Annotated in this window: 23 protein-coding genes; 1 reads left to right on the forward strand and 22 read right to left on the reverse strand. The window is 47.0% G+C overall.

The features are described from left to right. Nucleotides 1-69: 69 nt before the first annotated feature. The 13 genes from MFMK1_RS12335 to MFMK1_RS12395 form a co-directional block, all read right to left on the reverse strand. On the reverse strand, nt 70-1,020 hold the full coding sequence (locus MFMK1_RS12335) for a hypothetical protein (protein ID WP_366922003.1): 951 nt from the start codon (nt 1,018-1,020) through the stop codon (nt 70-72). Nucleotides 1,021-1,139: 119 nt separating this feature from the next. Next, on the reverse strand, nt 1,140-1,988 hold the full coding sequence (gene panB, locus MFMK1_RS12340; protein WP_366922004.1) for a 3-methyl-2-oxobutanoate hydroxymethyltransferase: 849 nt from the start codon (nt 1,986-1,988) through the stop codon (nt 1,140-1,142). Nucleotides 1,989-2,564: 576 nt separating this feature from the next. Continuing rightward, nucleotides 2,565-3,281: a metal-dependent hydrolase gene (locus MFMK1_RS12345; RefSeq protein WP_366922005.1), complete on the reverse strand. Its 717-nt coding sequence runs from the start codon at nt 3,279-3,281 to the stop codon at nt 2,565-2,567. A 194-nt stretch (nt 3,282-3,475) separates the two neighbouring features. Then, nucleotides 3,476-4,162 carry a hypothetical protein gene (locus MFMK1_RS12350; protein WP_366922006.1) on the reverse strand — a complete coding sequence of 229 codons (687 nt, stop codon included), beginning with the start codon at nt 4,160-4,162 and terminating at the stop codon, nt 3,476-3,478. Nucleotides 4,163-4,365: 203 nt separating this feature from the next. After that, entirely contained in the window at nt 4,366-5,919 is a 1,554-nt protein-coding gene (locus tag MFMK1_RS12355) for a class I adenylate-forming enzyme family protein (protein WP_366922007.1), read from the reverse strand. Between the two features lie 81 nt (nt 5,920-6,000). Beyond that, nucleotides 6,001-7,323 (reverse strand): TRAP transporter large permease, encoded by a 1,323-nt coding sequence (locus tag MFMK1_RS12360; RefSeq protein ID WP_366922008.1) that lies wholly within the window; start codon nt 7,321-7,323, stop codon nt 6,001-6,003. Continuing rightward, complete coding sequence (locus MFMK1_RS12365) at nt 7,320-7,835, reverse strand: TRAP transporter small permease subunit (protein ID WP_366922009.1); 516 nt, start codon at nt 7,833-7,835, stop codon at nt 7,320-7,322. Before MFMK1_RS12365 ends, MFMK1_RS12360 begins: the two co-directional genes overlap by 4 nt. A gap of 100 nt (nt 7,836-7,935) precedes the next feature. Further along, complete coding sequence (dctP, locus tag MFMK1_RS12370; RefSeq protein WP_366922010.1) at nt 7,936-9,066, reverse strand: TRAP transporter substrate-binding protein DctP; 1,131 nt, start codon at nt 9,064-9,066, stop codon at nt 7,936-7,938. A gap of 144 nt (nt 9,067-9,210) precedes the next feature. Next, nucleotides 9,211-10,788 carry an acyl CoA:acetate/3-ketoacid CoA transferase gene (locus tag MFMK1_RS12375; protein ID WP_366922011.1) on the reverse strand — a complete coding sequence of 526 codons (1,578 nt, stop codon included), beginning with the start codon at nt 10,786-10,788 and terminating at the stop codon, nt 9,211-9,213. Nucleotides 10,789-11,087: 299 nt separating this feature from the next. Beyond that, on the reverse strand, nt 11,088-12,806 hold the full coding sequence (locus MFMK1_RS12380; RefSeq protein ID WP_366922012.1) for a sigma 54-interacting transcriptional regulator: 1,719 nt from the start codon (nt 12,804-12,806) through the stop codon (nt 11,088-11,090). Nucleotides 12,807-13,031: 225 nt separating this feature from the next. Then, nucleotides 13,032-13,274 carry a hypothetical protein gene (locus MFMK1_RS12385; protein WP_366922013.1) on the reverse strand — a complete coding sequence of 81 codons (243 nt, stop codon included), beginning with the start codon at nt 13,272-13,274 and terminating at the stop codon, nt 13,032-13,034. A 20-nt stretch (nt 13,275-13,294) separates the two neighbouring features. Beyond that, complete coding sequence (locus MFMK1_RS12390; RefSeq protein WP_366922014.1) at nt 13,295-15,037, reverse strand: ABC1 kinase family protein; 1,743 nt, start codon at nt 15,035-15,037, stop codon at nt 13,295-13,297. Then, on the reverse strand, nt 14,973-15,458 hold the full coding sequence (locus MFMK1_RS12395) for a redoxin domain-containing protein (RefSeq protein ID WP_366922015.1): 486 nt from the start codon (nt 15,456-15,458) through the stop codon (nt 14,973-14,975). Before MFMK1_RS12395 ends, MFMK1_RS12390 begins: the two co-directional genes overlap by 65 nt. Nucleotides 15,459-15,605: 147 nt before the next feature. Between MFMK1_RS12395 and MFMK1_RS12400 the strand changes: the two genes are divergently transcribed. Continuing rightward, a complete protein-coding gene (locus tag MFMK1_RS12400; RefSeq protein WP_366922016.1) occupies nt 15,606-16,163 on the forward strand; it encodes a helix-turn-helix domain-containing protein in 558 nt (185 codons plus the stop codon). 282 nt (nt 16,164-16,445) lie between these two features. On the opposite strand, the gene MFMK1_RS12405 is transcribed toward MFMK1_RS12400, so the two are convergent. From MFMK1_RS12405 to MFMK1_RS12445, 9 genes are all read right to left on the reverse strand, one after another. Then, on the reverse strand, nt 16,446-16,619 hold the full coding sequence (locus tag MFMK1_RS12405; protein WP_366922017.1) for a hypothetical protein: 174 nt from the start codon (nt 16,617-16,619) through the stop codon (nt 16,446-16,448). A 259-nt stretch (nt 16,620-16,878) separates the two neighbouring features. Continuing rightward, nucleotides 16,879-18,021 carry an acyl-CoA dehydrogenase family protein gene (locus MFMK1_RS12410; protein ID WP_366922018.1) on the reverse strand — a complete coding sequence of 381 codons (1,143 nt, stop codon included), beginning with the start codon at nt 18,019-18,021 and terminating at the stop codon, nt 16,879-16,881. Between the two features lies 1 nt (nt 18,022). Continuing rightward, nucleotides 18,023-19,216 carry an acetyl-CoA acetyltransferase gene (locus tag MFMK1_RS12415; RefSeq protein WP_366922019.1) on the reverse strand — a complete coding sequence of 398 codons (1,194 nt, stop codon included), beginning with the start codon at nt 19,214-19,216 and terminating at the stop codon, nt 18,023-18,025. Continuing rightward, nucleotides 19,209-20,630 (reverse strand): OB-fold domain-containing protein, encoded by a 1,422-nt coding sequence (locus tag MFMK1_RS12420; RefSeq protein ID WP_366922020.1) that lies wholly within the window; start codon nt 20,628-20,630, stop codon nt 19,209-19,211. Before MFMK1_RS12420 ends, MFMK1_RS12415 begins: the two co-directional genes overlap by 8 nt. A 234-nt stretch (nt 20,631-20,864) precedes the next feature. After that, the gene (locus tag MFMK1_RS12425; protein ID WP_366922021.1) at nt 20,865-21,677 is read right to left on the reverse strand and encodes an SDR family NAD(P)-dependent oxidoreductase; all 813 of its coding nucleotides are present in this window, start codon (nt 21,675-21,677) and stop codon (nt 20,865-20,867) included. A 51-nt stretch (nt 21,678-21,728) separates the two neighbouring features. Continuing rightward, nucleotides 21,729-22,139, reverse strand: a complete 411-nt coding sequence (locus MFMK1_RS12430) for a MaoC/PaaZ C-terminal domain-containing protein (RefSeq protein WP_366922022.1) — start codon at nt 22,137-22,139, stop codon at nt 21,729-21,731. A gap of 12 nt (nt 22,140-22,151) precedes the next feature. Beyond that, entirely contained in the window at nt 22,152-22,601 is a 450-nt protein-coding gene (locus MFMK1_RS12435) for a MaoC family dehydratase N-terminal domain-containing protein (protein ID WP_366922023.1), read from the reverse strand. 272 nt (nt 22,602-22,873) lie between these two features. Next, nucleotides 22,874-24,307 carry a sigma 54-interacting transcriptional regulator gene (locus tag MFMK1_RS12440; protein ID WP_366922024.1) on the reverse strand — a complete coding sequence of 478 codons (1,434 nt, stop codon included), beginning with the start codon at nt 24,305-24,307 and terminating at the stop codon, nt 22,874-22,876. A gap of 86 nt (nt 24,308-24,393) precedes the next feature. Then, complete coding sequence (locus MFMK1_RS12445) at nt 24,394-25,500, reverse strand: CaiB/BaiF CoA transferase family protein (protein WP_366924938.1); 1,107 nt, start codon at nt 25,498-25,500, stop codon at nt 24,394-24,396. Nucleotides 25,501-25,775 lie beyond the last annotated feature (275 nt).

The raw sequence follows: 25,775 nt of genomic DNA on the forward strand, positions 1-25,775 counted from the left end.
TTATTACAAGCAGTTTAAGGATACAAGAGAGGAGCCACGAATTGCGACTCCTTCAACTGTGCCCGTCTATTACGGCCGCGGTATGGACAGATCATCTTTGTAGTCATTCATCACGATATCCTGACCACTGCGTTCAACCCATTCTAAGATAATCTGCGCTAATTTAATTCTAGTTCTGGCCAAATTCGGCCCGTATTCGGGGTTCTGAGCATCAACGTAAGTATTGTAAAGGTCAGCTTCAGATTTACCCGGTTCAATCTTGAAGTATACCGGCGCAGCAATACGAGCAATTTCTGCAGCTTCATGGTATCTCTGGAAGCCGCCCATGGATTCCACTAAGCTCATGTATACATCCAAGGGAACGTCCACGCCGCCCTGGCGGATGGAAGCAAGCATGGGCAATGTTAGGTCCGCCAATGGGTTAAAGCTGTCAGCACCAAGATTCTGCAGCAGCTTTCCGCCGGCAGCCGTACCGTGACCAGCAAATACAGATACCTTAAACTTAACATCCTTAGGAATGATTCCGTCTTCCCTTAAGCCGTTGAGAATTGTCAAAGCTCCCTCGTCTGTTACCAGAAAGCCGCGAACACCACATTCGATACATCTTTCAATCTCTCTCAAGTAGTTGTTGAGCATGTCATGTCCCCGCAGTCTCATACCGGAAACATAGCCTTCAGGTGTTGAAAACTGTCTGCCGTTGTCCCAACCCCTGCTCACTACCGGATTAACTAACAGCTCCAAGTTATTGTCAGCACCGATTTGGGCAAAATATTTCAGTTCTTGATTATCCAGCAGAGTAGCACCTTTTACCAGTGAAATAACACGGTGTACAGTAATGTTTCTTTTTTCTGCTTCGTCAACCATTGCTTCTAAGCTGGCAGGGTTTTCAATACCGGAAATTTCAATTCTGGCATGCGCTCCGCCTTCAAAACGCTTGTCTGAAGATGGCAGGTCATACTTGTCCCGCACCGGAAACCCAGTTTTTTCGTTAAGATACTTTTCCCATTTTTCAAAAGACATTTTAAATATTCCTCCATTCGTTTTATGTTGGGGTGTCAGGCACCAATAAGTGACAAATAAGTGACAAACGGTGTCAGGCACCCATAAGTGACACTTTTATAGCAAATATTACCCGTTACTTACTCAAATTCTTTGAACAGGCTCTCGAAATCTTCGCCTTCTTTGACGTGGTAAACGTAATCGTCGTTGGGGAATTCTCCCTTTCTTACATCTTCAATATATTCTTTAAAGGCTTCAACGGCGATTTCCGCGATATTGGCATATTTCTTCACAAATTTTGGCGTGAACGCTTGGAACATACCCAGCATGTCGCCACAGATCAACAGTTGTCCATCGCACGGTTCACCGGCACCGATGGAATAAACAGGAATGTCCAGTTTTTTGGCTAGGAATTCAGTCAGTTCCGGCGGAATAGCTTCCACCAGGATCGCATAAGCTCCTGCTTCCTGAACCGCCAAGGCATCGTTAATCAAGTTCCTGGCTGTAACTACATCCCGGCCTGTTGCTCGGAAGCCGCCCAATTGACCGGAACTCTGCGGCGTCAGGCCGATGTGGCCGATAACCAGCATGCCGGCATCAACAATTGCCCGGATACGACTGGCAACACGTTGGCCGCCCTCCAGCTTGACACAGTCCACATCTGCTTCCTTATGAAAACGAACAGCATTCTCTACCGCGCCCTCATCGGAAATCTGATAAGAACCAAAAGGCATATCGCCTACTATCCATGTATTGGGTGCGCCGCGGCGTACTGCCTGGCAGTGAGAAATACAATCCTCCATGGTTACCGGAACGGTGCCATTATAACCAAGCACTACCATCCCCAGAGAATCACCTACTAAAATCATGTCCATCCCTGCCTGTTCGGCAAAAGATGCCATAGGAAAATCATAGGCGGTAACCCATGTTGCCTTTTCCCCCTCCTTCTTCATCCGGATAAAGTCCAAGACGTTTTTCTTTTTTACCATTTGTATCCGCTCCTTCCTCTAACTTGAAAAATAATAGAACGTTTTTTCATTATTAGGAACCTCCGGTCCCTTCCAATAAAAATACTTTCTCCAGCTTGCCACCTTCAACAAAATTTAGCAACGTATTTCTTGTCCTTGTTTATCATTTGGCGTTGCAATGTCGAAGTTTGTAGCCTTGTTGGCTTATTTATGCTCATTGTGAGCTTTCTACGTCTAATTATAATTTCCTGCTGGAATCTAATAATTTTTCTATATTTTATTATGATGTATCACCTTTTAGAACAACTAACTATAATTCATGCATAAAATTGGTAGTTTCGGCTGTATTAGTGGCCCAAATGAAAAAATTTGCAAATTCGTTCTAGTATTTAGAACATAAGAAAGGCAAATTTCATCAAAAAAACGCACAACGGGCACCTCCCGGCATGCGTTAATTGTACTGAAATAACTTAATACTTTCTGACCTGCGGTACGATACTCAATCTCTGCTGTGCTGCACCAGCGGCATAGCGTCTGCTAACCGGCCGCACAATTTAAAACGGCCGGCTTACACCGACCGTATTTCCTGACCGCCTGCTATTTTGAATCCAAATCGAAGTCATCCCCGGGCTTCATTACACGGCATTCCACATCCAATTCTTTCTCTACCTGCGCTTTAAATTTCTCTGCATCCTGCTTAATAACCGGAAAAGTATCATAATGCATCGGCACCACAATATCCGGATTTACCCAGCGAACCGCAGTAAAGGCATCCTCCGGACCCATCACAAAATTATCACCAATGGGTACCAGCATGACATCAATTTTGCGGCCATGCAGCATGGTATCAGAAAGAATCCCCATATCACTGAAGAGCCCCGTATCGCCTGCATGGTAAATTACCTGGTCACCCATTTCAATCAAAAAGCCGCAAGGATTACCTAGGTAGGTGATGGTACCATCGTCATTGGGAAGACCTGAGCCGTGCAGCGCCTGAGTCAGCTTTACCCAGCCAAATTCAAATTGATATGCCCCGCCAATATGCATAGGATGTACCTTTGCACCCTGATTGCCGCAGTATGTAGCCAACTCAAATGGAGCTATGATAGTAGCGTCGCATTGTTTTGCTATCTCCACCGCATCTCCCAGGTGGTCAGAATGACCGTGAGTGACCAGCACCGCATCAATTCCTTCCACCTCTTCCACAGTCATGTTTGCCGTCGGATTACCGGTAAGCCACGGATCGATGATTACCCGATATCTTTCACAACTGATACAAAAACACGAATGGCCATGAAAAGCAACTTTAATCATCAAAATACCTCCCTAAATCGTAAATTTAAGTTCCTCCAAGTATGACTATGCATGTATCCGAAAAAAATCCATCGTAAAGCCGCAAGAATTTTAAGACCAAGGCAACCCTTAAGGCACGGTGCACTAAACCGCCAAGTTGGGCATTTTATTATAATTTTCCCTAACGGGCACATTTAAAGACTATTTTTAGCAGGCTAACTCAGGTCAACCGGTACCCAAGGATAAGCAAATCCCGAATCAATAATCTCCCAGGCACCTTCCTTTTCACCCACTTCTAGATAAATAACATCGCCCTCCCGAACCAACCGGGCCGCTTCCAAGGGTATAGTTATCGGACCTATATCATAGTTATCAGTAAGGGTGCGCAGGCAAATGTCCGTACCTTCGCCCAGGTCAACCACCTTCATGTAGTCGGCGATTATGTCTTCATAATCACCGATGGCCCCCATCCTCTTAGCCCCTTCCTCGCCATAAGAGGCCACCGCATAGCGCAAATATTCCTGGCTCTTTATTGGACTGATCGCTGACTGGAGCGTCAGAACTCGCGGCAGTGCCTCCTTCAGTTCGTCCAATACCGGGCGGTATATGGGTAAAAGGTTGACATCATAACGCCGCAGGACAAAATTGCAGAAATCCTCCATCACCATCAATAAATGCCGTGCCATGGCGGGAGTAGGGCGGCATTTTCGAATGTACCACCAACCGAAGAATTCCTGAAAATGCATGGCACTAATCTGGGTCACTTTAGCCACCGGCACCGCCGTCCAGTCATTCAAATAGTCCTGAAAAACCTTCATTCCGCGTTCAATGTCCGGGAACTCCGCCCTTTGCTCCCCTTCTTTCTCTGCCAAATACACGGCTATCACCTGAGTCAACTGCATATTACGTCCCCCTTGATTTACTCTATTGCATAGTATTTCTTGATCCGCCCCTTCTATTCCTTCATGCAATAACTTGACAAAATGGTGCCTGACACCATTTTGTCAAGTTATTGCAGTAAAATGCTGTCCACCCACTGACACCAAAAAGGCCGTTGAATTAATTCAACGGCCTTTAAGCGGTACTTATATTTGATTTAATTTCTTTAGGCCAAACTTTGGTACTTGTTTCTTAACTGAAATTTTTTCACTTTGCCGGACGGAGTACGGGGCAGCTCGTCGACAAATACAACATGCCGGGGCTTTTTAAATCCGGCCATATGCTGCTTGCAATAGTCCACAATATCTTCTTCCGTCACTTCGACGTCATCCTTGGGCACAATCACTGCGCAGACAGTTTCCAGAAATGTTGGGTGTGGTAGGCCGATGATGGCAACGTTTTTTACCTTTGGATGGCGGTTTATCACATCTTCTAATTCAGACGGGTAGATGTTCTCACCGCCGCTTCTGATCATATCCTTCTTCCGGCCGGCAATGGCCAAGAAGCCGTCTTCATCAACGCGGCCCAAATCGCCGGTACGGCACCAACCGTCAACAAATGTCTCTGCGGTAGCTTCCGGCCTGTTCCAATATTCACTTGACACCGAAGGACTCTTAATCCAAATTTCTTCCACCTCACCAACCCCCACAGGTATACCATCCTCACCAGCTACCTTAACTTCGGCAAATGGCAAAGGCTTGCCCACCGTATGACCTTTTTCCTTGGGGTCTTCAGGGTTAAGACAGGTACCGATAGGCGTACCCTCTGTCAGGCCGTAAATTTGAATCAGCCCTACATTGGGCAGTACTTCATTTAGCTTTTCTATTGCCCAGGGTAGTACCGGGTCACCGCCGGATATAATAGCCTGCAGCGAGCTCAAGTCATATTGCTCCAGATCCGGCTGACTTAACATATCGTAGAGCATATAGGGAAACAGCAGCACGTGAGTCACTTTTTCCTGCTCCATTACCTTAAGTATCCGTCTGATGTCAAAGCTGCCGCTTTTGGTAACTATAGATCTTCCGCCTACTAATAATGTGGGCAGCAGCAGATCTTCCAAGGCCCCTACATGATAGAGCGGCCCGGTGGTCATGGAGACACATTTATTAGTCATCTGCCACTTAATGGCCTGCATCGCTGCAAACCATAATGTATTATCGTGAGTCCACAATGCCCCCTTAGGGCGGCCGGTGGTACCCGACGTATACATCAGCATCATCGAGTCGCTGCCGTCAATTTGGGTTTCGGAAACAAAGGAAGAAGAACCTTCTCCCAGCACAGCCCACGGTTTCACCCATACGGGCATCTCACTATCATCATCCTGTAAGCATAACCACTGACTAACAGGTACTTTATCACGCACCTGTTCTAAACGCTCCAAAAACGATGAATGAAAGCAAAGAACCTTAGCACCAGAATCGTTCAAAGCGTACTCAAGTTCCTCCGGCACCAAACGGAAATTCAATCGTACCGCTATGGCACCGATTTTGGCTGCGGCAAAATATGCCGCCCAATATTCTAGGCAGTTATACATTAAAATGCCTATGCGATCCCCCTTCATTACCCCTAAGCTGGAAAATATATCTGCATACTGATTGGAAATATTGTCAAACGCATCAAAGGTCCAGCTTTCATCGCTTTCCAATTGAAGTGCAATCTGACGCGGGTCGATATCTTTAGCTAATCCCTTGCTTCGGCGCAAAAAATATGCAGCATCCAAGTTTAATCCCTCCTTCACCTGCTTGAAAGTAATGTTGCTTAGTCTAAAAATTCCAATTGGTATCAACTGCTGGTTAAATCATCAGTTCATTAAACTGGGCAGCCAGAGAGCGATTTGCGGAAAAGCGGCAAGCAGTAATACCCCGACAATTTGCAAGAGAATAAAGGGTATCACACCGCGGTAGATATCGCCGGTGGTTACCTCAGGAGGCGCAATTCCTTTTAGGTAAAATATCGCATAAGCAAAAGGCGGCGTCAGGAAAGATGTCTGCATCACCACGATAAACATCATCGCAAACCAGATAGGGTCATAACCCATAGCTGCAGCAATGGGTGTAAACAGCGGTACACCAATCATCAGCGTGCCAATCCAGTCGATAAATGCGCCCAGAATAAATATTATAGTAAACATCACAAGCAGGATTCCCCAGTTTGGCAGGGGCAGCCCCAGTACAATGTTTTCCACTACTTTTCCGCCACCTAAGTTAAGAAATACAGCGGTAAAGAATCCCGCAGCAATCAATACGAGATAAATCATAGCACTGTAGGTCATGCTGCTATAAATGGCTTCTTTTAAATTCTTCCAGGTTAACTGCTTATAGCAGGCTGCCAAAATAAGTGACGCAAAAGCACCCACCCCTGCAGCTTCGGTTGGTGCGGCAACACCAAAAAAGATGGAACCTAATACGGCTAATATCAATACCCCTACCGGTAAAATAGATGTAGCAAAGAGGTAAAATTTCCTGCCAATGGACACATTAAAATCTGGATGGTCCGACGGCATAGACGGTGCAATATCCGGCTGTAAAAAGGAGCGAATCAAGACATAGCCTACATACAGCGAGGCCAACAATAAGCCCGGCATAAATGCTGCCATAAATAATCTACCCACAGATAACCCGGCCAACGGCCCATAGATTAATATTAAAACGCTTGGGGGAATAAGAATTCCCAGCGTACCGCCGGCACATATTACGCCGGTAGCCAGTGGTTTGTCGTAGTTATACCGTATCATCGAGGGCAGAGCCATTAAACCCATTGTTACCACAGATGCACCGATAACGCCGGTAGCCGCAGCAAAAATTGTACACGTAATCAAAGTAGCTATGGCCAAGCCACCACGCAGCCTACCTAAAATAACATACGCTGCATCGTAAAGCCGGGCTGCCAGCCCTGACTTTTCAATAACAACTCCCATAAATACAAAGAGCGGGATCGCCAGCAGGATGTAATCGCCCATTACGCCAAACAGCCTGAGCATAAACAAGTTACTTACCTCTGGACCGATGAAGATAAAGCCGAAAATGGACGCTAAGCCACCGAGGACAAAGGCCACCGGATAACCGAGAATAATTATACCAATTAACGAAGACAGCATTAGAAAGGTAATTAAAACTGGACTCATGGCCGCTCACCTCCAATTAGTTCGACGATATCCCGGATGAATTCGGCAGTTCCCTGTAAAACCAGCATTATCGTACCAACGGTAACCCAGGTTTTAAACGGGTAAACGATGGGCTGCCAGGTGCCGACCCAACTACTCTCGTGTTTGGCCCATGAAAAAAGGGTATGCGGAATCATTACTTTCACCATCAACGCCCACAACGGGAAAAAGAGAACGATAGTAAAGATAATATACATGATTAACTGTACCCGCCGAGAAAAGCGATTATAAATAAGGTCAATAGTTACATGGCCGCCTATCCTTAAGGTATAGGCCATGCCAAAAATCAAAACCATACTCCCCAACATATAGCTGACGTCATAACTCCAGATGGTAGGTTTATTGAAGCCATACCGTGAAACTACCTCGTAGGTCATGGTCAGTGTCAATAGCAGCATGGCCCAAGCAAAGATTTTAGCCATTTTTTCGTTAAACTTGTCAATATTATTTAAGACCGATTTTAGTACGTTCACCTACTCCTACTCTCCTTTCCGAACAACCAAACAGGGAGGTATTGGGGGGCAAAAGAACCTGTGTGACTGCCCCCCCATATCAACCTTTAAACAACCTGTTCTATTTATGAACTCTAATCGGCATCATAAATTCTTCGTAGTCGACAAACTCTTCACGATAGGTCTTCATGGAATCCCAAATTTCAGCGAAGATGCCGCCTTCTTCTTTTGCCTTGTCGTCTAGGTATTTAACAGTAATATCATACAGCTCTTCCTGCACCTCAGTATCCGCGTACACTGTTTCCATGCCTTCATCTTCCATCTCTTTAAGAGCCTTCATACTCTTATTCAAATCATCCATCCAACCCCACAGGGTTACCGATCTGGCTGTGGACGTTACTAACTCTTGCAGATCCGGGGGCAGCTCGTTCCAGCTGTCCTTATTAATTCCCATGGACAATAAAGTAGCTGGTTGGTGCATACCGGGACCGCTGAGATATTTAGTAACTTCGTCAAATCCCAACACCTTGTTGTTATAAGGGGTACTAAATTCAGCAGCGTCAATTACTCCACGCTCCAAGGAAGGATAAACTTCAGCACCAGGGAGACTAGTTACTGCCACGCCAAATTCACGTAAAATGTCACCCCACCAGCCAACAGTACGATACTTCAGGCCCTGCCAATCTTCAAAAGTTTTCATCGGCTTATTCGACTGAGCCAAGATCTCGGGGTGAGTAATGCCCAGCGGGAATACCTTAACATTGTAGCCTGACTCATCATAAAGCTTCTGCCACAGTTCTAAACCGCCGCCCTCATAAATCCATGATAGGTACATATCAGGCGAATCCATGAACATGGGTACATTAGCGAAGAAAGGTGCTGCCGGCATCTTACCAATCCAGTAACCGGTGTAATCATGATAACCATCAATGGTACCAGAACTAGCTGCATCCAGCACTTCAGCAGCTCCCATCAAGGCACCAGAAGGATAAACCTCTACCTTCATGCGGCCGCCGCTGGCGGCGTTAATTATTTCACCAAACTTTTGCGGCATTTGATGCAATGTAATTGATTCCGGCCAAGTAGTAGCTATCTTTAGCGTATACACCTTGTCCGGTTTAGCCGCAACAGCTTTTGACCCATCATTATCTCCCGCTGTATCAGATGTAGTACCACAGCCGACTACCAAACCACCAATCAAAGCGACAATCATAGCCAATATCACAAAACGTAATTTCTTATTGTTAACCAATATTCTCTCCTCCTTCAAATTAAAGCTCTGATAAAGTATAAGCAGCAGCTAATATTTGCGGCCTCACCTCCCACAGATTAATCCCGTGCCCTTACATGCCAGCCAAAATTAGTTTAATTGGTTTACTGTGCATTGCTAAACACTTTATTCACCTGCAGTCTGAGCCATCTGCGCATCAAACCCCAGTAATTCCTCTTCAAATATCCTGCCGTCCATAAGTTTGATATCATTAGATACCATTGGTTGAAAACCGATCTGAGAAAAGATATCCCTTTCCATATCCACACCCGGCGCAACTTCAATTAATGTTAAGCCCTCCGATTTAAGCTCAAAGACAGCCCGTTCGGTTATATATAGAACTTTTTGGTCCTTCTCCAGCGAATAATCGCCACTAAAAGTTATCTGATCCACTTCCTGAACAAATTTTTGCTGCGCCCCTTCTTTGTTGATGAATAACTTCCCTTGAGATACCGCAACCTGCAGTCCGGATGCAGTAAAGGTACCGCAGTAAACCACCTTTTTGGCGGTCTGGGTAATATTAATAAATCCGCCGGCCCCGGCTATACGCGGCCCGAAACGACTGACATTCACATTACCCTTTGCGTCCACCTGAGCCATCCCTAAAAAAGCGATATCCAACCCGCCGCCATCATAAAAATCAAACTGATTTGGCTGGTCAATGATACAATCCGGGTTATAAGCAGCACCAAAGTTCAAGCCTCCGGCCGGTATACCGCCAATGGGACCCGCTTCGACGGTCAGAATCATCCGATCAGAAAAGCCCTCCTCCGCCGCTACCGATGCCACACCTTCGGGCATGCCAATCCCCAGGTTAACCACCGCATTGGGAGTGAGCTCCATTGCCGCACGCCTGCCGATAATCTTTCGTTCATTTAAGGGCAGCGGCTGGATAGAATCCAGCGGTACGCGTATTTCACCGCTAAATGACGGATTATACTGTTCTGCAAAAGACTGCATATGGTTAGCCGGCTGACCCACTACCACGGCATCCACCAGCATGCCTGGAATTTTTACCAGTTTCGGGTCTACTGTACCGTGACGTCGCAAACGTTCAACCTGAATGATAACTATACCGCCGCAGTTTCTCACCGCCTGGGCGATGGACAGGCCCTCTAAGGTCAACGCCTCTTTTTCCATAGAAATGTTGCCATATTCATCCGCGCTGGTACCCCTTATCAAGGCGACATTCACCGGAAAACCTTTATAAAGCAGATATTCCTTATTGTGAATAGTAATCAGCTCTACTAAATCTTCAGTGGTGATACTGTTGAGCTTACCGCCCTCCCAGCGAGGATCAACAAAAGTCTTCAGTCCAATATGAGTGATAGTACCGGGCTTTCCTGCAGCAATATCACGAAACAAATGAGTGACCACACCTTGAGGAAAATTGTAGGCCTCGATTTCATTGGCCATTGCCATATCCCCCAACTTAGGCGCTAAATTCCAATGCCCGCCTATTACTCGTTTAACCAGGCCCCGATGTGCAAGATGATTCATGCCTTTAGTTTGTCCGTCGCCCTGGCCGGCGGCATAGACTATGGTGAGATCCCGGGGGGTACCGTTTTCTAGAAATCTCTCTTCCAAAGCGATGGTTAGTTCTTCCGGATGCCCGTGCCCCACAAAGCCATCCACAACTACCGTACTTCCATCCTTAATCATTTCTACTGCTTGGTTTGGAGTTAGGAATTTGGGTTTCAACATAGCCCTCCTTTCGATAAGTGTCTGTTTTTTTATAATTTTCTGAAACTTGACTATATTTAGAGCAATAACTGTGCCACCCGTCTAATTGCTTGTCCGATAGAACCAGTAAAGAAAGAAAAACCGACACCACTACTACGTTGGCACAGATTTTTCTTTTTATATTTTTCATATTTTATGCGACATAATAAAATCTTTATCTGTCGCAATTAAGCGACGACAAATATTGTCCCAGCGCCATTCGTTGCACACTTAGAACCCAAATGCATTCTTTCGCATTTGCGCGACATGTATCACTACTGCTACGCATCCAGTTGGTACTTTTCTAATTTACGATAAAGAGTGGCACGATGAATGTTTAAAATTTTAGCGGCCTTAATTTTGTTACCTTCAGCATGCTTTAAAGCACGTTTGATGGCCCGCTTTTCAGCCAATTCCAACTCTTTTTCTAAAGTATCCGCCGCCGCTTGAGGACTGCCGGTCAGTTCATAGTCCTGAAGATAAATAGGCAGGTCCTTTAATTCAATTACAGAGCCCTCTATTACATTCATTGCCCGTTCCAAGACATTTTCCAGTTCACGGACATTACCGGGCCAATGGTAGCTTAATAATAATGTCTCCACCTCAGGGCTAACCCCGGTAACGGCAGTACCCAAATCAATGTTCAACTTGTCAATTAACTCCCCTGCCAATATCGGGATGTCTTGGGGATGCTCCCGTAACGGCGGCATAAAGATATTGACTACATTTAAGCGGTAATACAAATCCTTACGGTACTCACCTTCCACCACCATCTGCTGCAGGTCTTTATTAGTGGCAGCGATAACACGAATGTCCACTTTCTCGATTTCATTGCCGCCCAGTTTTTCTACTTCTCTTTCCTGCAGTACCCGCAGCAGTTTCATCTGCATTTCTATCGGCATATCGCCAACTTCATCAAGAAAAATGGTCCCCTTATGCGCCAGTTTTATTTTGCCCAGTTTGCCGCCCTTTTTAGCGCCGGTGAATGCCCCTTCGACATAACCAAAAAGCTCCGCTTCCAATAAATCTTTAGGAATTGCGGCACAATTAACCCGAATAAAAGCCTGGTCCTTTCTCGGACTGGCCCCATGAATGGCGTGGGCAATCAATTCCTTTCCCGTACCGCTTTCACCCTGAATCAATACCGTAGAAGGGCTTTTAGATACCCGTCGAGCCAATTCTTTTGCCAATGCCAGCTGTGGGCTCTCCCCCGCTATGTTTGAGAAATTGTACCTGGACTGCTGCCATCTTTTATATTCCTGCTGGTAGTATTCAAGCTTGGTCTCCGCCAGATGGAGACGCTGAGCCAGCTTTTTTAAGTCCGAAATATCTTGAAACATTACCTGACCAATGCCGCCAATGACCTCACCATTGTTTTTAATGGGGATGCGCATCACCACAGTGTCCCTGCCCTTAATGCGTTGTATCTCCCCAATCTCCGCCTTACCCGTATTCAGTACAATATGCATGCGAGTGTTTTCAATTACTTGGGTTATGTGCCTGCCCATAACTTCATCATGATCCAAGCCAAGGAAACGGGCATAAGCATCCGTCATCATCGTGATACAGCCGTTCTTATCAACCATCACAATCCCGTCAGAGACGTGCTCCAAACCCGTCTCCAGCATCGCCAGCATATCACGGGTAGTGTGTAATTCCTGCAGTGCTTTCTGCAGTTCAGTGATATCCTGAAATACCGCCACCGCACCCACTATTTTCCCATCTCGCAAAATTGGCGTGCGATTAGTAATAACATAACGCTCGCCGATGGTAAGCCGATTATGCAGTCGAGGCCTACCGTCTACCACCACTTGGTCCAATTGAGTGTTAGGTACCACGTCTTTGATATGCTTGCCCAACATAGTCTCAGCAGAAACATTAATAATTTCACCCGCCGCTTGGTTGGAGAAAATAACCTTGCAATCTTCATTAATAACTATAATAGCATTGTAGGTAGCATTAAGAGCCGCCTCAAATTGAAACGAACGAGTCCCCGGCATACGACACCTCCAAAGTGCTGACTTGACGCAATTTATATGAAAATCATATGACATAATATATCAACCGTCAACTCAATAACTTGACAAAATGGTGTCAGGCACCTTTTTGTCAAGTTATTGAACCCGACCGGCGATGCCCGCAAACGCGCAGATGCCACCGCGTCATACGAGTCGCGTGGCGCCAAAAAAAGGCGTCACATTTTCCCATGTGGCCGCCTTACTAAACTACTTACAGTAATGATGTTTTTTGTGCATTTCCACAAACCTTTCATGCATAGCCTTGAAATGATTATGAGGACCCTGCATCCCAGCTGCGGATGCTTTTTTCTTGAATTCCACAAACGCCAGCAGTGCTTCCAGCTGCTTCTTTAATTCTTCCTTATCGCCTTTAAACTCCAGTGCATAGCCGGCTTCGGTTTCCTTTAGTTCAACTTTAGAATCCATAAAAATCTGTTTGAAACCAAACATTTACATACCCCCCTTCTAATTTATGGATGAAATTTTGGTTTTTCAATTCCAGGCAGCGCGCTTTTACCCTCTCCCCTGCGCCTATGCCTACGCCTATCAATCCTGCGGGAGCGTGATTTGCTGTTAGCTTTACTGCCCATAAGGCTAATAAACAAGACGCCGCCAAAAACCACAGTTACTGCCCAACCTATTTCGGCACCGGGTTTGTCGTTGGTATACAGCACTACTGCGATAAGTCCACTGCCTGCAGTGAGCACGGCCCAAAGCATACTATATAGCAGTCCCTGTAAACGAACCATTTGTTCCTTTTGATGCTGTCCAAGACGTTTAATTTCTAGCGCTAATCCATCTAACCGTTTTGGAGTATCGTATAGTTTCTTAAGACGTGATAGGATTTCGGACAACCCGCGCTGCAAATTGCTAAATCCAAAGCTGCTTTTTTCACCGCCGTCAATTCCCAAACCCTTAGTAACCTGATTCATGAAATCAAACCCATTATCAAGCCCGTAGCACACGCCCATCAAAGTGGAGAATGTTTTACCTAAGAAAAGTATATTTGCCGGCAGTTGAAAGGGTTGGCTGTATAAAAATTGCCGTACTTCTTCAGTAATCTCCTGGCCATTACCCATATCCTTAGCAGCAGCCAGCATAAATTCCATCGCCTGCTCCAACTGTTCTCTGGCTACTTCCCGGCGAACAAAACCAAGCTGATCAATATAGAATGAACACTTGGCACCATCACCTGCCATCAGCGCCGTCATCAATTCAAACAGCTGCTGTTTTTGCTGGGACCCAATATTACCGACCATACCAAAATCCAGCAATATTAACTGACCACCTTGGTTAACAAAAATATTACCGGGATGGGGGTCAGCATGAAAGAAACCAGTTTCCATCACCTGGTACCAAAATACCTGGAAAAGCTGTCCACTCAAATCCCGTTCCTTTACGTCCCATGCTGTCAAAATAGATTTATCCGTTATTTTGACTCCATCCATAAATTCCATAGTCAATACACGATTAGATGAATAATCCCAGTAGATTTTCGGCACCAGAACATTATCAAAGCCGCTTATGTCACGGCCAATCCGTTCTGCACTTAGCCCTTCCTGATGCAGGTCCAATTCCCGCTTGGTGGTTTCCTCAAATTCCCGATAAATTGACACTAGATCATAGTCTTTTCCCCAAGCAGTAAAACGCCGAGCCGCGGCAGTCACCCACCGCAAAGCCAACAGGTCAGTAACAATTAACCGATCTATATCAGGTTTAAGCACCTTCACCGCCACAACATCCCCATCAGGCAATAATGCTTTATGCACTTGACCAAGCGAAGCAGAAGCCAGAGGCGTTTTCTCCAATACCCAATCCTTATTTCCCAGCTCCATCTCGATAATGCGGCTGATATCACTGAATTCAGCTGCAGCAGCTGCATCCTGGAGATTAGCCAGCTCTTTAGTATATTCCTCGGGAAGTACATCCACGTGGACACTGATAAACTGTCCCAATTTTATTAAAAGCCCGCCCAAATCATTAGCTTTCTGACGAAAGCGCCGTGCCTGGGAAGCGTAAATTACCCGATAATCATTATCGTCTATTAGCCCCAGGTGCAGCTTCCTTTTTAGGCGCAAAACAGTAAAATCTTTAAAAAAGCCACCGAACATGGCCAAAACAATTAAAAAGCGCTTAATCAGGACTAATCTATTGACCATCGCAGTAATCACATCTCTTCTGAGGTAAATTATCAATGATATAATCAAGGTCAAAATCAGTTTCTCGTGATTCGGAACAATAAGTGTAATCAACCTCACCTTGTCTGCCGATAGCTATAACTGCATCACATACTTTTGGACTGTAATCCGTGTCCCCTTCTAAGCGTAACCCCAGTTCATCGGACAGCTTTAGACTGTAATCACTAATTAACGGAAAATCGATATCCAATGACAGTGCCAAAAAATTCAAAGCAAAGATGTTCTCAGGACATACACCAATCGGCAGGTAATCCCACTCTCTCAAATCCTCCAACCGTGCCTGCAGTTGAGTGAGATTGACCACACTATTGGGCTCAAATGCAAAAGGAAAGAAGATCAACAATACATGATGCTGAGAAAGCTGGTCCCTTAGTATCAGATTACCGCCAACAGTACTGGGTATTTTTTTTGATAGTATTTGTCTGGCAAGTTTCATTAAATACCTCCCCTTATTGCAATATCCAGCTAGCGATAGTATAGTAATAGTAAACATATTTTAGTGTAATTAACATTATCATACCATAATTATTAATAACATCAATATTTTTTCAGTAATTGCAAACTAATTAGGCGGAGGTAAATAATGACAGTTGGACAAAGAATTAAAACCAGACGAAAAGAAATGAATTTTACCATCCCAAAACTTTGCGAATTAACCGGTCTTTCCCAGGGGTTCATTAGTCAAGTAGAGAATGATAAAGCATCGCTGTCGTTGGATAGTCTGCAAAAGATCTGCTTAGCGTTGGAAACACCTGCGAAAATACTGTTGGGTGATGATGGCTTTGCCCCAGAGCTAATAAAAAAAGATGCACGCCCCAAGATCAGAATAGGTAATCAACCGGACCTTGAAATCCTTTCTACCCCATTTGGCCGCAATCTTCAAGTGATGCAGGCCCTGCTTCCCGCCGGCTACCAGGCAGGCAACTGCGCTCACACCCATGAAGGAGAAGAGTGGATTTTAGTACTTGAGGGCCAGGTAAAAGTCACCCAGGGCGATTTCGAAGCGATATTATCTGAAGGCGACAGCATTCATCTCGACGGTACCAAACCCCACCTCTGTCAAAACGCATCTGATGACCCCGCTACAATCATCGTTGCTGTAACCCCACCAGCAATGCTGCCCTTATCAAAAATAACTTGACAAAATGGTGTCAGGCACCTTTTTGTCAAGTTATTGAAAACCACCAGCATTGCCATCGAATAGCGTAGATGCGGTCGGCCCATCAAGGTTTCACGCAAACTACCGAAATAAATAACTGTTTGGTTAAGAGTAATTATGTCTCCTTAATAATTGCCAATATGTCTGGGGCGCGGGAATAATGGGCAGCAACGCAGCACCATAGTTCTCCCATGCATACACAATAGCGCGCAAAAAACAAAAACCCGGTTGACCTTTATCAACCGGGCATATTACTAACTATTATTAAGCTCTTATCCCACCCACTACCAACTGCCGCAGGATACTTATCCCTTTCAGGGAAATATGAATTCCCTCGGGAGCCGTTTTTACATTTTTGGGCAGGTACACCGCAATGTCTTCGGCGGAAAACCGTGTATATGATGTATTTTTCCCTTTATCTGGAGCGCCTACAATCACGGTAGGCTCATAAGAAACACCACATCAACCACCACCAATTCTTACCAATCCGATGGTAATCGCGCCTCCCTTTTTCTGGATATAATCCTTGGCCTTAGCCGTGAATTTCACTTCAGACATATAATCCACCCTTTCGCTATAGATCATTCTAATAAAAATTATGATGTATTATATGTGAAATGTCAACCGTTTACTAGTACTGTTTTTATCCGTTTTTGTAATAACTTGACAAAAAGGTGCCTGGCACGATTTTGTCAAGTTATTGGAGACTGCGGCCGATTACTTCTTTCATGATTTCGTTGGAGCCGGCGTAAATGGTAGCTACGCGAATATCACGATACCAGCGGGCAATCTTATACTCCTCCATGTAGCCGTAACCGCCGTGAAGCTGCAGGCAGTCATAAGCCACTCTGTTGGCCATATCGGAGACCCACCACTTGGCCATGGCGCCTTCCACGGTAATATCCTCACCCTGAATAACTCTGTCGATGAGGCGGTCGACAAACACCCGACCAAGTTCTATTTCGGTGGCGATTTCCGCCAATTTGAAGCGGGTATGTTGGAATTCTTGGATAGGTTTACCGAAGGCACTGCGTACCCGGGTGAATTCCAGGGTTTCTTTGAGCATTTCTTCCGCCGCCGCCTGGCAGCCCACAGCCACCACCAATCGTTCGTGAGGCAGCTTCTTCATCATATATTTAAAGCCTTCTCCCTCAGTGCCTACCAGGTTAGCGGCAGGTACGCGGCACTCTTCAAAGAACAGCTCCGCGGTATCCTGACTATGCATGCCTATTTTGTCTAGTTGACGCCCGCGGATGAAGCCGGGGGTATCCCGTTCCACCATAATCAGACTAATACCGCGGTAGCCCGGCTGAGCTTTAGGGTCCGTCTTGCAAGCTACCAGTACCAAATCAGCGGATATGCCGTTGGAGATGAATGTTTTCTGGCCATTAAGCACGTAGGAATCGCCGTCTTTAATAGCAGTGGTTTTAATTGACTGCAGATCACTACCGGCCCCTGGTTCCGTCATGGCGATAGCAAGGATTGCTTTCCCAGACGCACATTTGGGCAGCCATTGCCGTTTTTGTGCTTCATTACAGTACATTTGCAAGTAAGGCGCAATAATATCGTTATGCAGGGGTACGCCCAAAGTGCCCATGGCAACCTTCGCCAGTTCTTCATTGATGATGATATTGTACCGAAAATCTGCACCCATACCGCCGTACTTCTCCTCTAACTGTGGACAAAGGTAGCCCTGGGACCCCATTTGAAGCCAAAACTCCCGGGGCACGATACGCTTTTCTTCCCATTTATCATAATGGGGTAAAACATCCTTTTTAATGAAGCTCTGAAAAGCACTGCGAAAAATACGATGTTCTTCTTGGAAAATATTCCGATCCAAGCTAACACCCCCCAGGGGATAACTCATTGCCAACAATAGAGATAAAGCAAACGCACTGCCAGGGAAAGCCGCCCAAATTATGAGTCAAGGCAAGCTTAGCGTCCGGGAGCTGCCGTTGGCCTGCCCGGCCCTGGAGTTGGAGGTGCGCCTCATACAGCATCCTAAGGCCGCTGGCACCGATTGGGTGGCCAAATGATTTAAGGCCGCCATCGGGATTAACCGGTAGTTCTCCTTCCAAATCAAAGACACCGTTGAGTACATCTTGCCAGCCCTTACCCCGGGCACTAAAGCCCAAGTCTTCGTAAATTACCAATTCCGTCGGCGTAAAACAATCATGCACCTCTGCCATACTCAATTCCTTCCGGGGATCGGTAATCCCGGCCTGGGAATAGGCATCCTTAGCAGCGGCACAATTTTCCGGAATGGAAGTAAAATCAAATTCCGGATAAAGGATACCGGTGCCGGGACCGCTGGATACTGCCAGTGCTTTAACGTAGGTAGGATTTTTGACATACTTTTTCGCATCCTCAGCCCGAACAATTATAGCTGCCGCCGCACCATCCGCTACGCCGGAACAGTCCAACACGCCTAAGGGCGATGCCACCATAGGCGAGGCACAGATTTTTTCCAGCGGTATTTCCGCTCGATATTGGGCCTTAGGGTTAAGGGCACCGTTTTTATGATTTTTCCAGGCAATTCTCCCCAATACTTCTTTACCTTTTTCCTGCTCCAGCCCATATCTATTAAAATATGCCGGGGCCAGCAGCGAAAAAGCCGCAGGTGCCGTGATGTCCGGTCTGGTACCGTCGTCAGCGGGTTCCGTCAGCGTCAACCCGCTGTAGCCTGAATCCTTTAGTTTTTCCACACCCACCGCCATCACCACGTCATATGCCCCGCTGGCTACCGCATAACAAGCATTTCGAAAAGCCTCCGAACCAGTCGCACACATATTCTCAACCCTGGTTACCGGCTTGTATTGCGACTTGAGCGGCCCGGAAAGGAAGAAGCCCGCCAGGCCTGATTGCATAGTGCCGAGCCAGTATGCATCCACCTGGTCCGGCTGAATACCGGCATCATTATATGCCTCGTATGCGGCATCAACCATCAGATCAGCGGCACTTTTATCCCAGTGCTCACCAAATTGGGTGCAACCCATACCGATAACGGCTACCTGATCTTTAATTCCCTTACTCATTGACCTCACCTCGCTTTGGCACTGCCTTCCAGAAGTAATTGCTGACGCCGCCAACGCTGTAAAGACGCCGGAAAGTAAACTGCACCCGCTCACCAATTTTCACCTGCTGCTCGGGACAGTCAGTCACCTCCGCTAACATCCTGCCGCCGCCATCAAAGTCTACCACAGCAAAAATGCTTGGCGGCGCCGGAGACGCAGCCAGGTAGTCCGCCGTAAAGGTCACTACCTTACCGTCCTTACCACGAAATGAATATTCCTCCATCTCATCCTTAGCCCGACAATGTACACAAACCCGTTGTTTCGGGAATTGGGCCGTGCCGCAGTTGGTACAGCGGCAGCCCTCGAAGCCAAGATTTTGCTGATTGTTTCGATAGAGCGCTGGCTGCGACGGCACCTGTGTTTCCGGCCGCCGTGGCGGCTCAGTATCTATCAGACCCCGCCATTTGAGATAGGCGGTATACTGCAGTTGGTCATCCTTTTGAGCCAACTGTTCTGCCAAAGTATGACGCGGGTCATATTTAGCGATATTGTCCGTTACTTTCATTGTGACAATATCACACCCCTCGCCAAAGGCCACAACTAAGATACGATCGCCGCTTTTTGCTTCACTTAAGCCCTTGGCCAGCATCATGGACGCAGCTGCAGCACCGGTGTGCCCAACCATTTCCAAAATACCGCTTACAAGCTGCTCCCTATCCAATCCCAGCATCTTAGCCACTGTCAGCTGCAGTTTAGGTGTCGGGGCATCGATAATCACCTTTTGAAAATCCCCGACACTAATGCTATGCTCAGTGGCAAACTGACCCAGTGCCGATACTACTATTTTTGCATATTTGCTGCCGGAAAAGCGGTCCTCGGCAGTTTGTAAAAATTTATCCTCATTCCCCCGCCAGTAGCCCTGCAGTTCCTGATTGAAGCTTTCGCAGTGCTCAATTTCGGCGATTACATCTTTATCATCCAACAAAAACGCACAGCCGCCATCGCCAAGCACCTGTTCATAAGCACTCTGAGGCGCAGCCAGACGGCAGTCCGCTGATGTAACCAATACCCTTTTACCACCCGCAGCCAAATCAAAACCAGTGATTAAAGCCGCTATGCCTGACCGAAGACTTCCGCCCATTTCAATAGTACGAACATCCTGCCGTAGCCCCAACGCGGCCGCCATGGTACCACCCGATCCCTTTTCCCGATACGGCGCCGTGGTGGTGGCAAAGAACAGCGCGTCAATATCTCTAGCATCATTACCGGGCAGACAATTCATGCCTGCGTTTACCGCCATGGAGACACTATCCTCATCGAAATTCGCTACCGCTCTTTCACCTCTACCCGTGGGCATCCCCCAGGCACCGCTGATGTTTTCCCTTTTCATCCGGAAATAAGGAACCCATGTTCCATATCCACTAATACCGGTCATTCCTACCTTCCCCCCCTTTTATTTAGTTCTGAAAGCTTATTTCTATTACTAATGCGAGTTATCCATACGTTATCCATACGTTATCCATATGTTATCCAAAGGTTATCCACACGTTATTCACAAACCATTTAGAATAAAGTTAATAAGTCAAAAATCAGAACAGCTTTGTTGAATCGACTGAATAATGAATAACTTGACAAAAAGGTGCCTGACACCATTTTGTCAAGTTATTGCTTAAGCGTAGAAACCGCCGTCTACTTTTAGCACTTCACCGTTGACGTAATCGGAAAAGGGTGAGGCCAGGTAGAAGATGCCGGAGGCGGCCTCTTCGACGCTGCCGGGGCGGCGCTGAGGGACCATCTTCAGCATCATGGAACGTATCTGGTCTGGGATGCCGACTGCTTTGCCGTCTACGGTCTCGCCCTGTTCTTTAGGACGCGTGAGACGAGTATCCACGATACCGAAGGCTACGGCATTGCAGTTAATGTTAAATGCGCCCCATTCCTTAGCTACGGTCTTGGTAAGTCCGACTAGTCCAGCCTTGGCTGCTGAGTAATTGGCCTGACCCACGTTACCCATTAGGCCGGCAACTGAAGTGACATTGACTATCTTGCGCTGGACTGTTTCCCCCCGGGCGATCTCTTCCCGGGCCTGGTCACGCATGTAGGGTGCTGCCGCTCTGATCAGACGAAAGGGTGCCAAAAGATGTATATCCAACATGGCCTGAAACTGTTGGTCATCCATTTTGTGCACCATACCGTCCCAGGTATAACCGGCATTATTAACTAAAATATCCAGTCGGCCAAAAGAAGAAATGGCAGTCTCCACTAATTTGGCTGGAAAGTCCGGTTGGGTGATGTCGCCGGCCAATACCGCTGCCTCAGCGCCCGCCGCTTTTGCTGCAGCCGCTGCTTCGTTTGCTGGCTCTTGGTCCTTATCGGCAATTACTACCCTAGCCCCTTCCCGGGCAAACATTTCCGCCACCGCTCGGCCGATACCTCGTCCGGACCCGGTGACTATTGCGACTTTATTATCTAAATATCCCATCTGTATAACCTCCTTGAAACTCAATGTTACTTTCATTCATTACATATAGCGTTAATTCTGCACCAACGCCTCGAAATAACCGCCGATCTTCACCTTACCCGCTTGGTCTGCCGCAGTGACCTCACATTTAAGGTATACGCCTGTTTCTCTTTGATCTACCCCTACTATTTTACTGCTGATGGTTATCACATCGCCGGGATAGGTCATACCCTTAAAACGGACGGATAATTTCTTTAAAGACTTTCTGGGCACCCAGCGGTTTACAGCTTCTCCCACCATACCCATCACCAGCATTCCGTGAGCAATAACGCCGCCGGTACCGGCCTTTTTACCAATACTGTCATCGTAATGCAGGGGATTAAAATCTCCGGATGCACCGGCAAACCGGACCAATTGTTCCCGAGTAATGGGGGGTTTTTCTAACGGTGGAAAGGACTCCCCCGTTTTATATTCAATAGCCATACCTGTCACCTCCTAAAAACGTTCGATAATTTTGGTCCGGCTGACCATCACCGGTTGGTCGTGCTGATTATGATACATAGTTTCCAATTGGATAATATTCATGCCGCCGGACGATCCCTTTTTCGTACGAATATCCACCACCTGACAGCTGCCGGTGATTTCGTCCCCCGGATAAACATCTCCCAAATACTCGTATTCCTGCTCACCGTGCAGTATCATTACCGGATTAATCTCCAATTGCTCACATTGGGTCATAAAATCCGGTCCGGACCACATATCCGCTACCTGCATAAAGGTGGGCGGTATGGTGGTATCTTGAAATCCCGCCTCTTCGGCCGCCTGCACATTGGTATATATGGGGGAATCATCACCTACGGCCCTGATAAACTCCCGAATTTTCCCCCGCTCTATGGTCATAGTGAATTCGGGGAACTTAAAGCCCTTTTTCTCCTGTAAACCCATCGTCATTCCTCCTCTGTCTATTGGTTCGTAACCAAGGCCCCTTATTTCGCTTTCGGCCCGAAATACGTTTCACCTCCGGCTTTATATTTCTTATACTTACGCCTATAGTGCAAATACGATGCCAACAATCGCACACCCACTGTAGCGGCAGATAAATTTAAAGGGCTGTACGGTATCCCGCACAGCCCCTTCTATTTAATGTCTGTCTCCTGTACAACTGCCAAAAGAAAAGCCCCAGCGAAATGCCGCGGCCCTTCGTACCTAACTAAATATCAGCAGCTAATATCAAACTTTCTTATTTTCTCATAGAGCGTGGAGCGGCTCATGCCTAACAGCTTAGCAGCACGAGATTTATTGCCCTCAGCATTTTCCAGCGCTTCGATGATTATCTCCCGTTCCTTACGCTCCACCACCGCCATCATATTGACCACAGCACCGGGGCCCCGATTTGGCACAGACTGCAATTTGTCAGGCAGGTCTGTTTGCGTTATTTTACCAGACTCAGCAAAAATCATCGCCCGCTCCATAATATTTCTCAGCTCACGAATATTACCCGGCAAACGATAGCCCATCAGAATCCCCAGAGCATCGTCGCTAATGCCTGTCACCCCTGTATTGAGTGTTTGATTCAATTCCTTGATAAAATAGTCAATTAGGCTGGGAATATCCTCCCGCCGGTCCCTTAACGGGGGCATGGTAAAGTTAACCACATTGAGGCGGTAAAACAAGTCCTCCCGAAATTTTTTCTGAGCCACCAGAGTTTCTAACGGCTGGTTCGTAGCGGCAATTACCCGCACATCTACAAAGACCTTTTCCGTGCCGCCCACCCGGTAAAATTCTTTCTCCTGCAGCACCCTCAGTATCTTTGACTGCAGTGAGGGCGACATATCGCCGATTTCATCCAAGAAGAGCGTGCCGCCGTGAGCCATGTCCAGCTTACCGAACTTACCCTTTTTACTGGCACCGGTAAATGCACCCTCATCATAGCCAAAAAACTCAGATTCCAACAAATGCTCCGGTATTGCGGCGCAATTGACCGTAATAAAAGGTCCGCCAGCCCTTTGGCTGGCCTTATGCAGGGCATGGGCAAACCACTCCTTGCCAGTACCGCTTTCCCCCTGAATCAAGATAGTAGAACTCTGACGCGCTGCCTTTTGGGCCATGGTTACCATCCGAGAAACCGAAGGTGTGCTGTCCAATAATTCTCGAAACGAGTACTTAGAATGCTGCTTCAATTTCACCCGGCGAAGTTCTTCCTGAGTCGCCTCTAAAGCCGCCTCTAAGCGTTTCTTAAGCTTAAAAGACTCGCCCATTAAGTACTGGATTAAACCTTCCTTCGTTACCACACCGGAAAGATATTCCCCACTCTTATCTGTAACAATGACCGTGCTGATTTTCCCGAAGTTAGTGTTACGCTTGGTGCCTAAAAATTCACCGAAGAGCTTCTCCACATCGTAAAACTCATCCTCAGGCACCGTCACCACCTGACGATAAAAATGCGGCTTAATTTCCGTATCCAGCGGCTTTCTTTCCCTTACCAAGTTAAGCAGCATGGAACGAGTAAAAATCCCCAGCAAACGTCCCCCGGCATCAGTTACCGGCAGAATATTTAAGCGGCATTTGCTCATCGCTTTAATAGCTGTATCCAGAGTGCTGTCTGGGTGTATAGTGGCCTGGAACGGTTCCATAATATCCTTGGGTTTCATAGCACACCTCCTTCGTTGAGAATATTCAGTATAATATTTGTATTCTCCTTTTCCAAGATTTTTCCTGCCTGAAAATCGGACAATTGTCAGGAATTGGTGTTATTTTCGCCCCAGCCCGGCGGCAGCGTATCCTCGGTCTCCGGTGCACCGGGAAATTTGATCGGATTGGCCGTTACTTTTACCTGCCCAGCCTTCGGGTGAGGCATATTCTTGAGCAGACCCCGATGGGCCACCTGGGGATGCGCGGCCACCTCGTTAATATCAAGCACCGGTTCACAACAGACATCCTGACCAGCGAACACTTCTGACCATTCTGCACGAGTCCTGCCGACAAAAATGGCTGCCACCTCAGCCCTGGCGGAAGGATCAGCATCAAACTGCCGCGGTATCAAATCCTCCCGGCCCACAGTCCCGCAAAATACCCGCCAAAATTTCTCTTCCAAAGCACCCAAGCTCATATATTTATCATCCTTGGTCTTATAGACATTGTAGCAGGGCATACCACCGTTAAGCATGGAGGCACCCCGAGCCAGCGTCGGGTCGCCGGCAGCATGCTGCATCATCAGCATCGCCATCCAGGACACCACCCCATCCATCATGGAAATATCTATGTAACGTCCTTCACCGGTATTAAGCTTTTCCACATATGCCGCCAATATCCCCACCGCCGCCATCAGACCGCCGCCGCCTATATCCGCCACCTGCACCGCCGGCACCACCGGCGGGCCGTCCTGGTGACCGCTTAGTCCCAGCGCCCCGGCGATGGCATTATAATTAATGTCATGCCCGGCCCGTTCCCGATAGGGCCCGTCCTGGCCATAACCGCTAATGGCGCACATTATTATGCCCGAGTTAACCTCCTTAAGCTTATCGTAGCCAAGACCCAATTTATCCATCACCCCAGGCCGAAAGCCCTCCAGCACCACGTCATATTGTCGCACCAGCTCGAGAAACTTGCTCTTCCCGGCGTCACTTTTTAAATCAAGCTTGATGCTTTCTTTATTTCGGTTTAATCCCCAAAACAGCGCACTGTCCTTCGTCCCCGGAAAGTGCGGCTTCATCCAGCGCATATAATCCCCCTGCACCGTATCCTCCACCTTCAGCACCTCAGCACCCATATCAGCTAACAACTGCGTCGCATACGGCCCCGGCAGCAGCCGCGTCAGATCCAAAATACGCAAACCCTTCAACACTTGATACAACTACGCCACCTCCAAATTTAGAAAAGTCACACAATTACTTATTTCTGCGCACCGCCGCTCTTTCCCTTTTGGTGTCAGGCACCTTTTTGTCAAGTTATTGCAGCCAACTCTTGCGACCAACTCTTCCAGCCACTATTCCAGCGAACTATTCAGGCTAACTTTTCCAGCCACTACTCAAGCCACTATTCAAGCGAACTTCAAATCAACTATTCAAGTCAACTATTTTTATTATAGCGAGTTTTCATTAACTGACGCTCGCACCAAAT

The organism is Metallumcola ferriviriculae (genome assembly GCF_035573695.1).
In the GTDB taxonomy this organism is placed as follows: Bacteria; Bacillota; JADQBR01; order JADQBR01; family JADQBR01; genus Metallumcola; species Metallumcola ferriviriculae.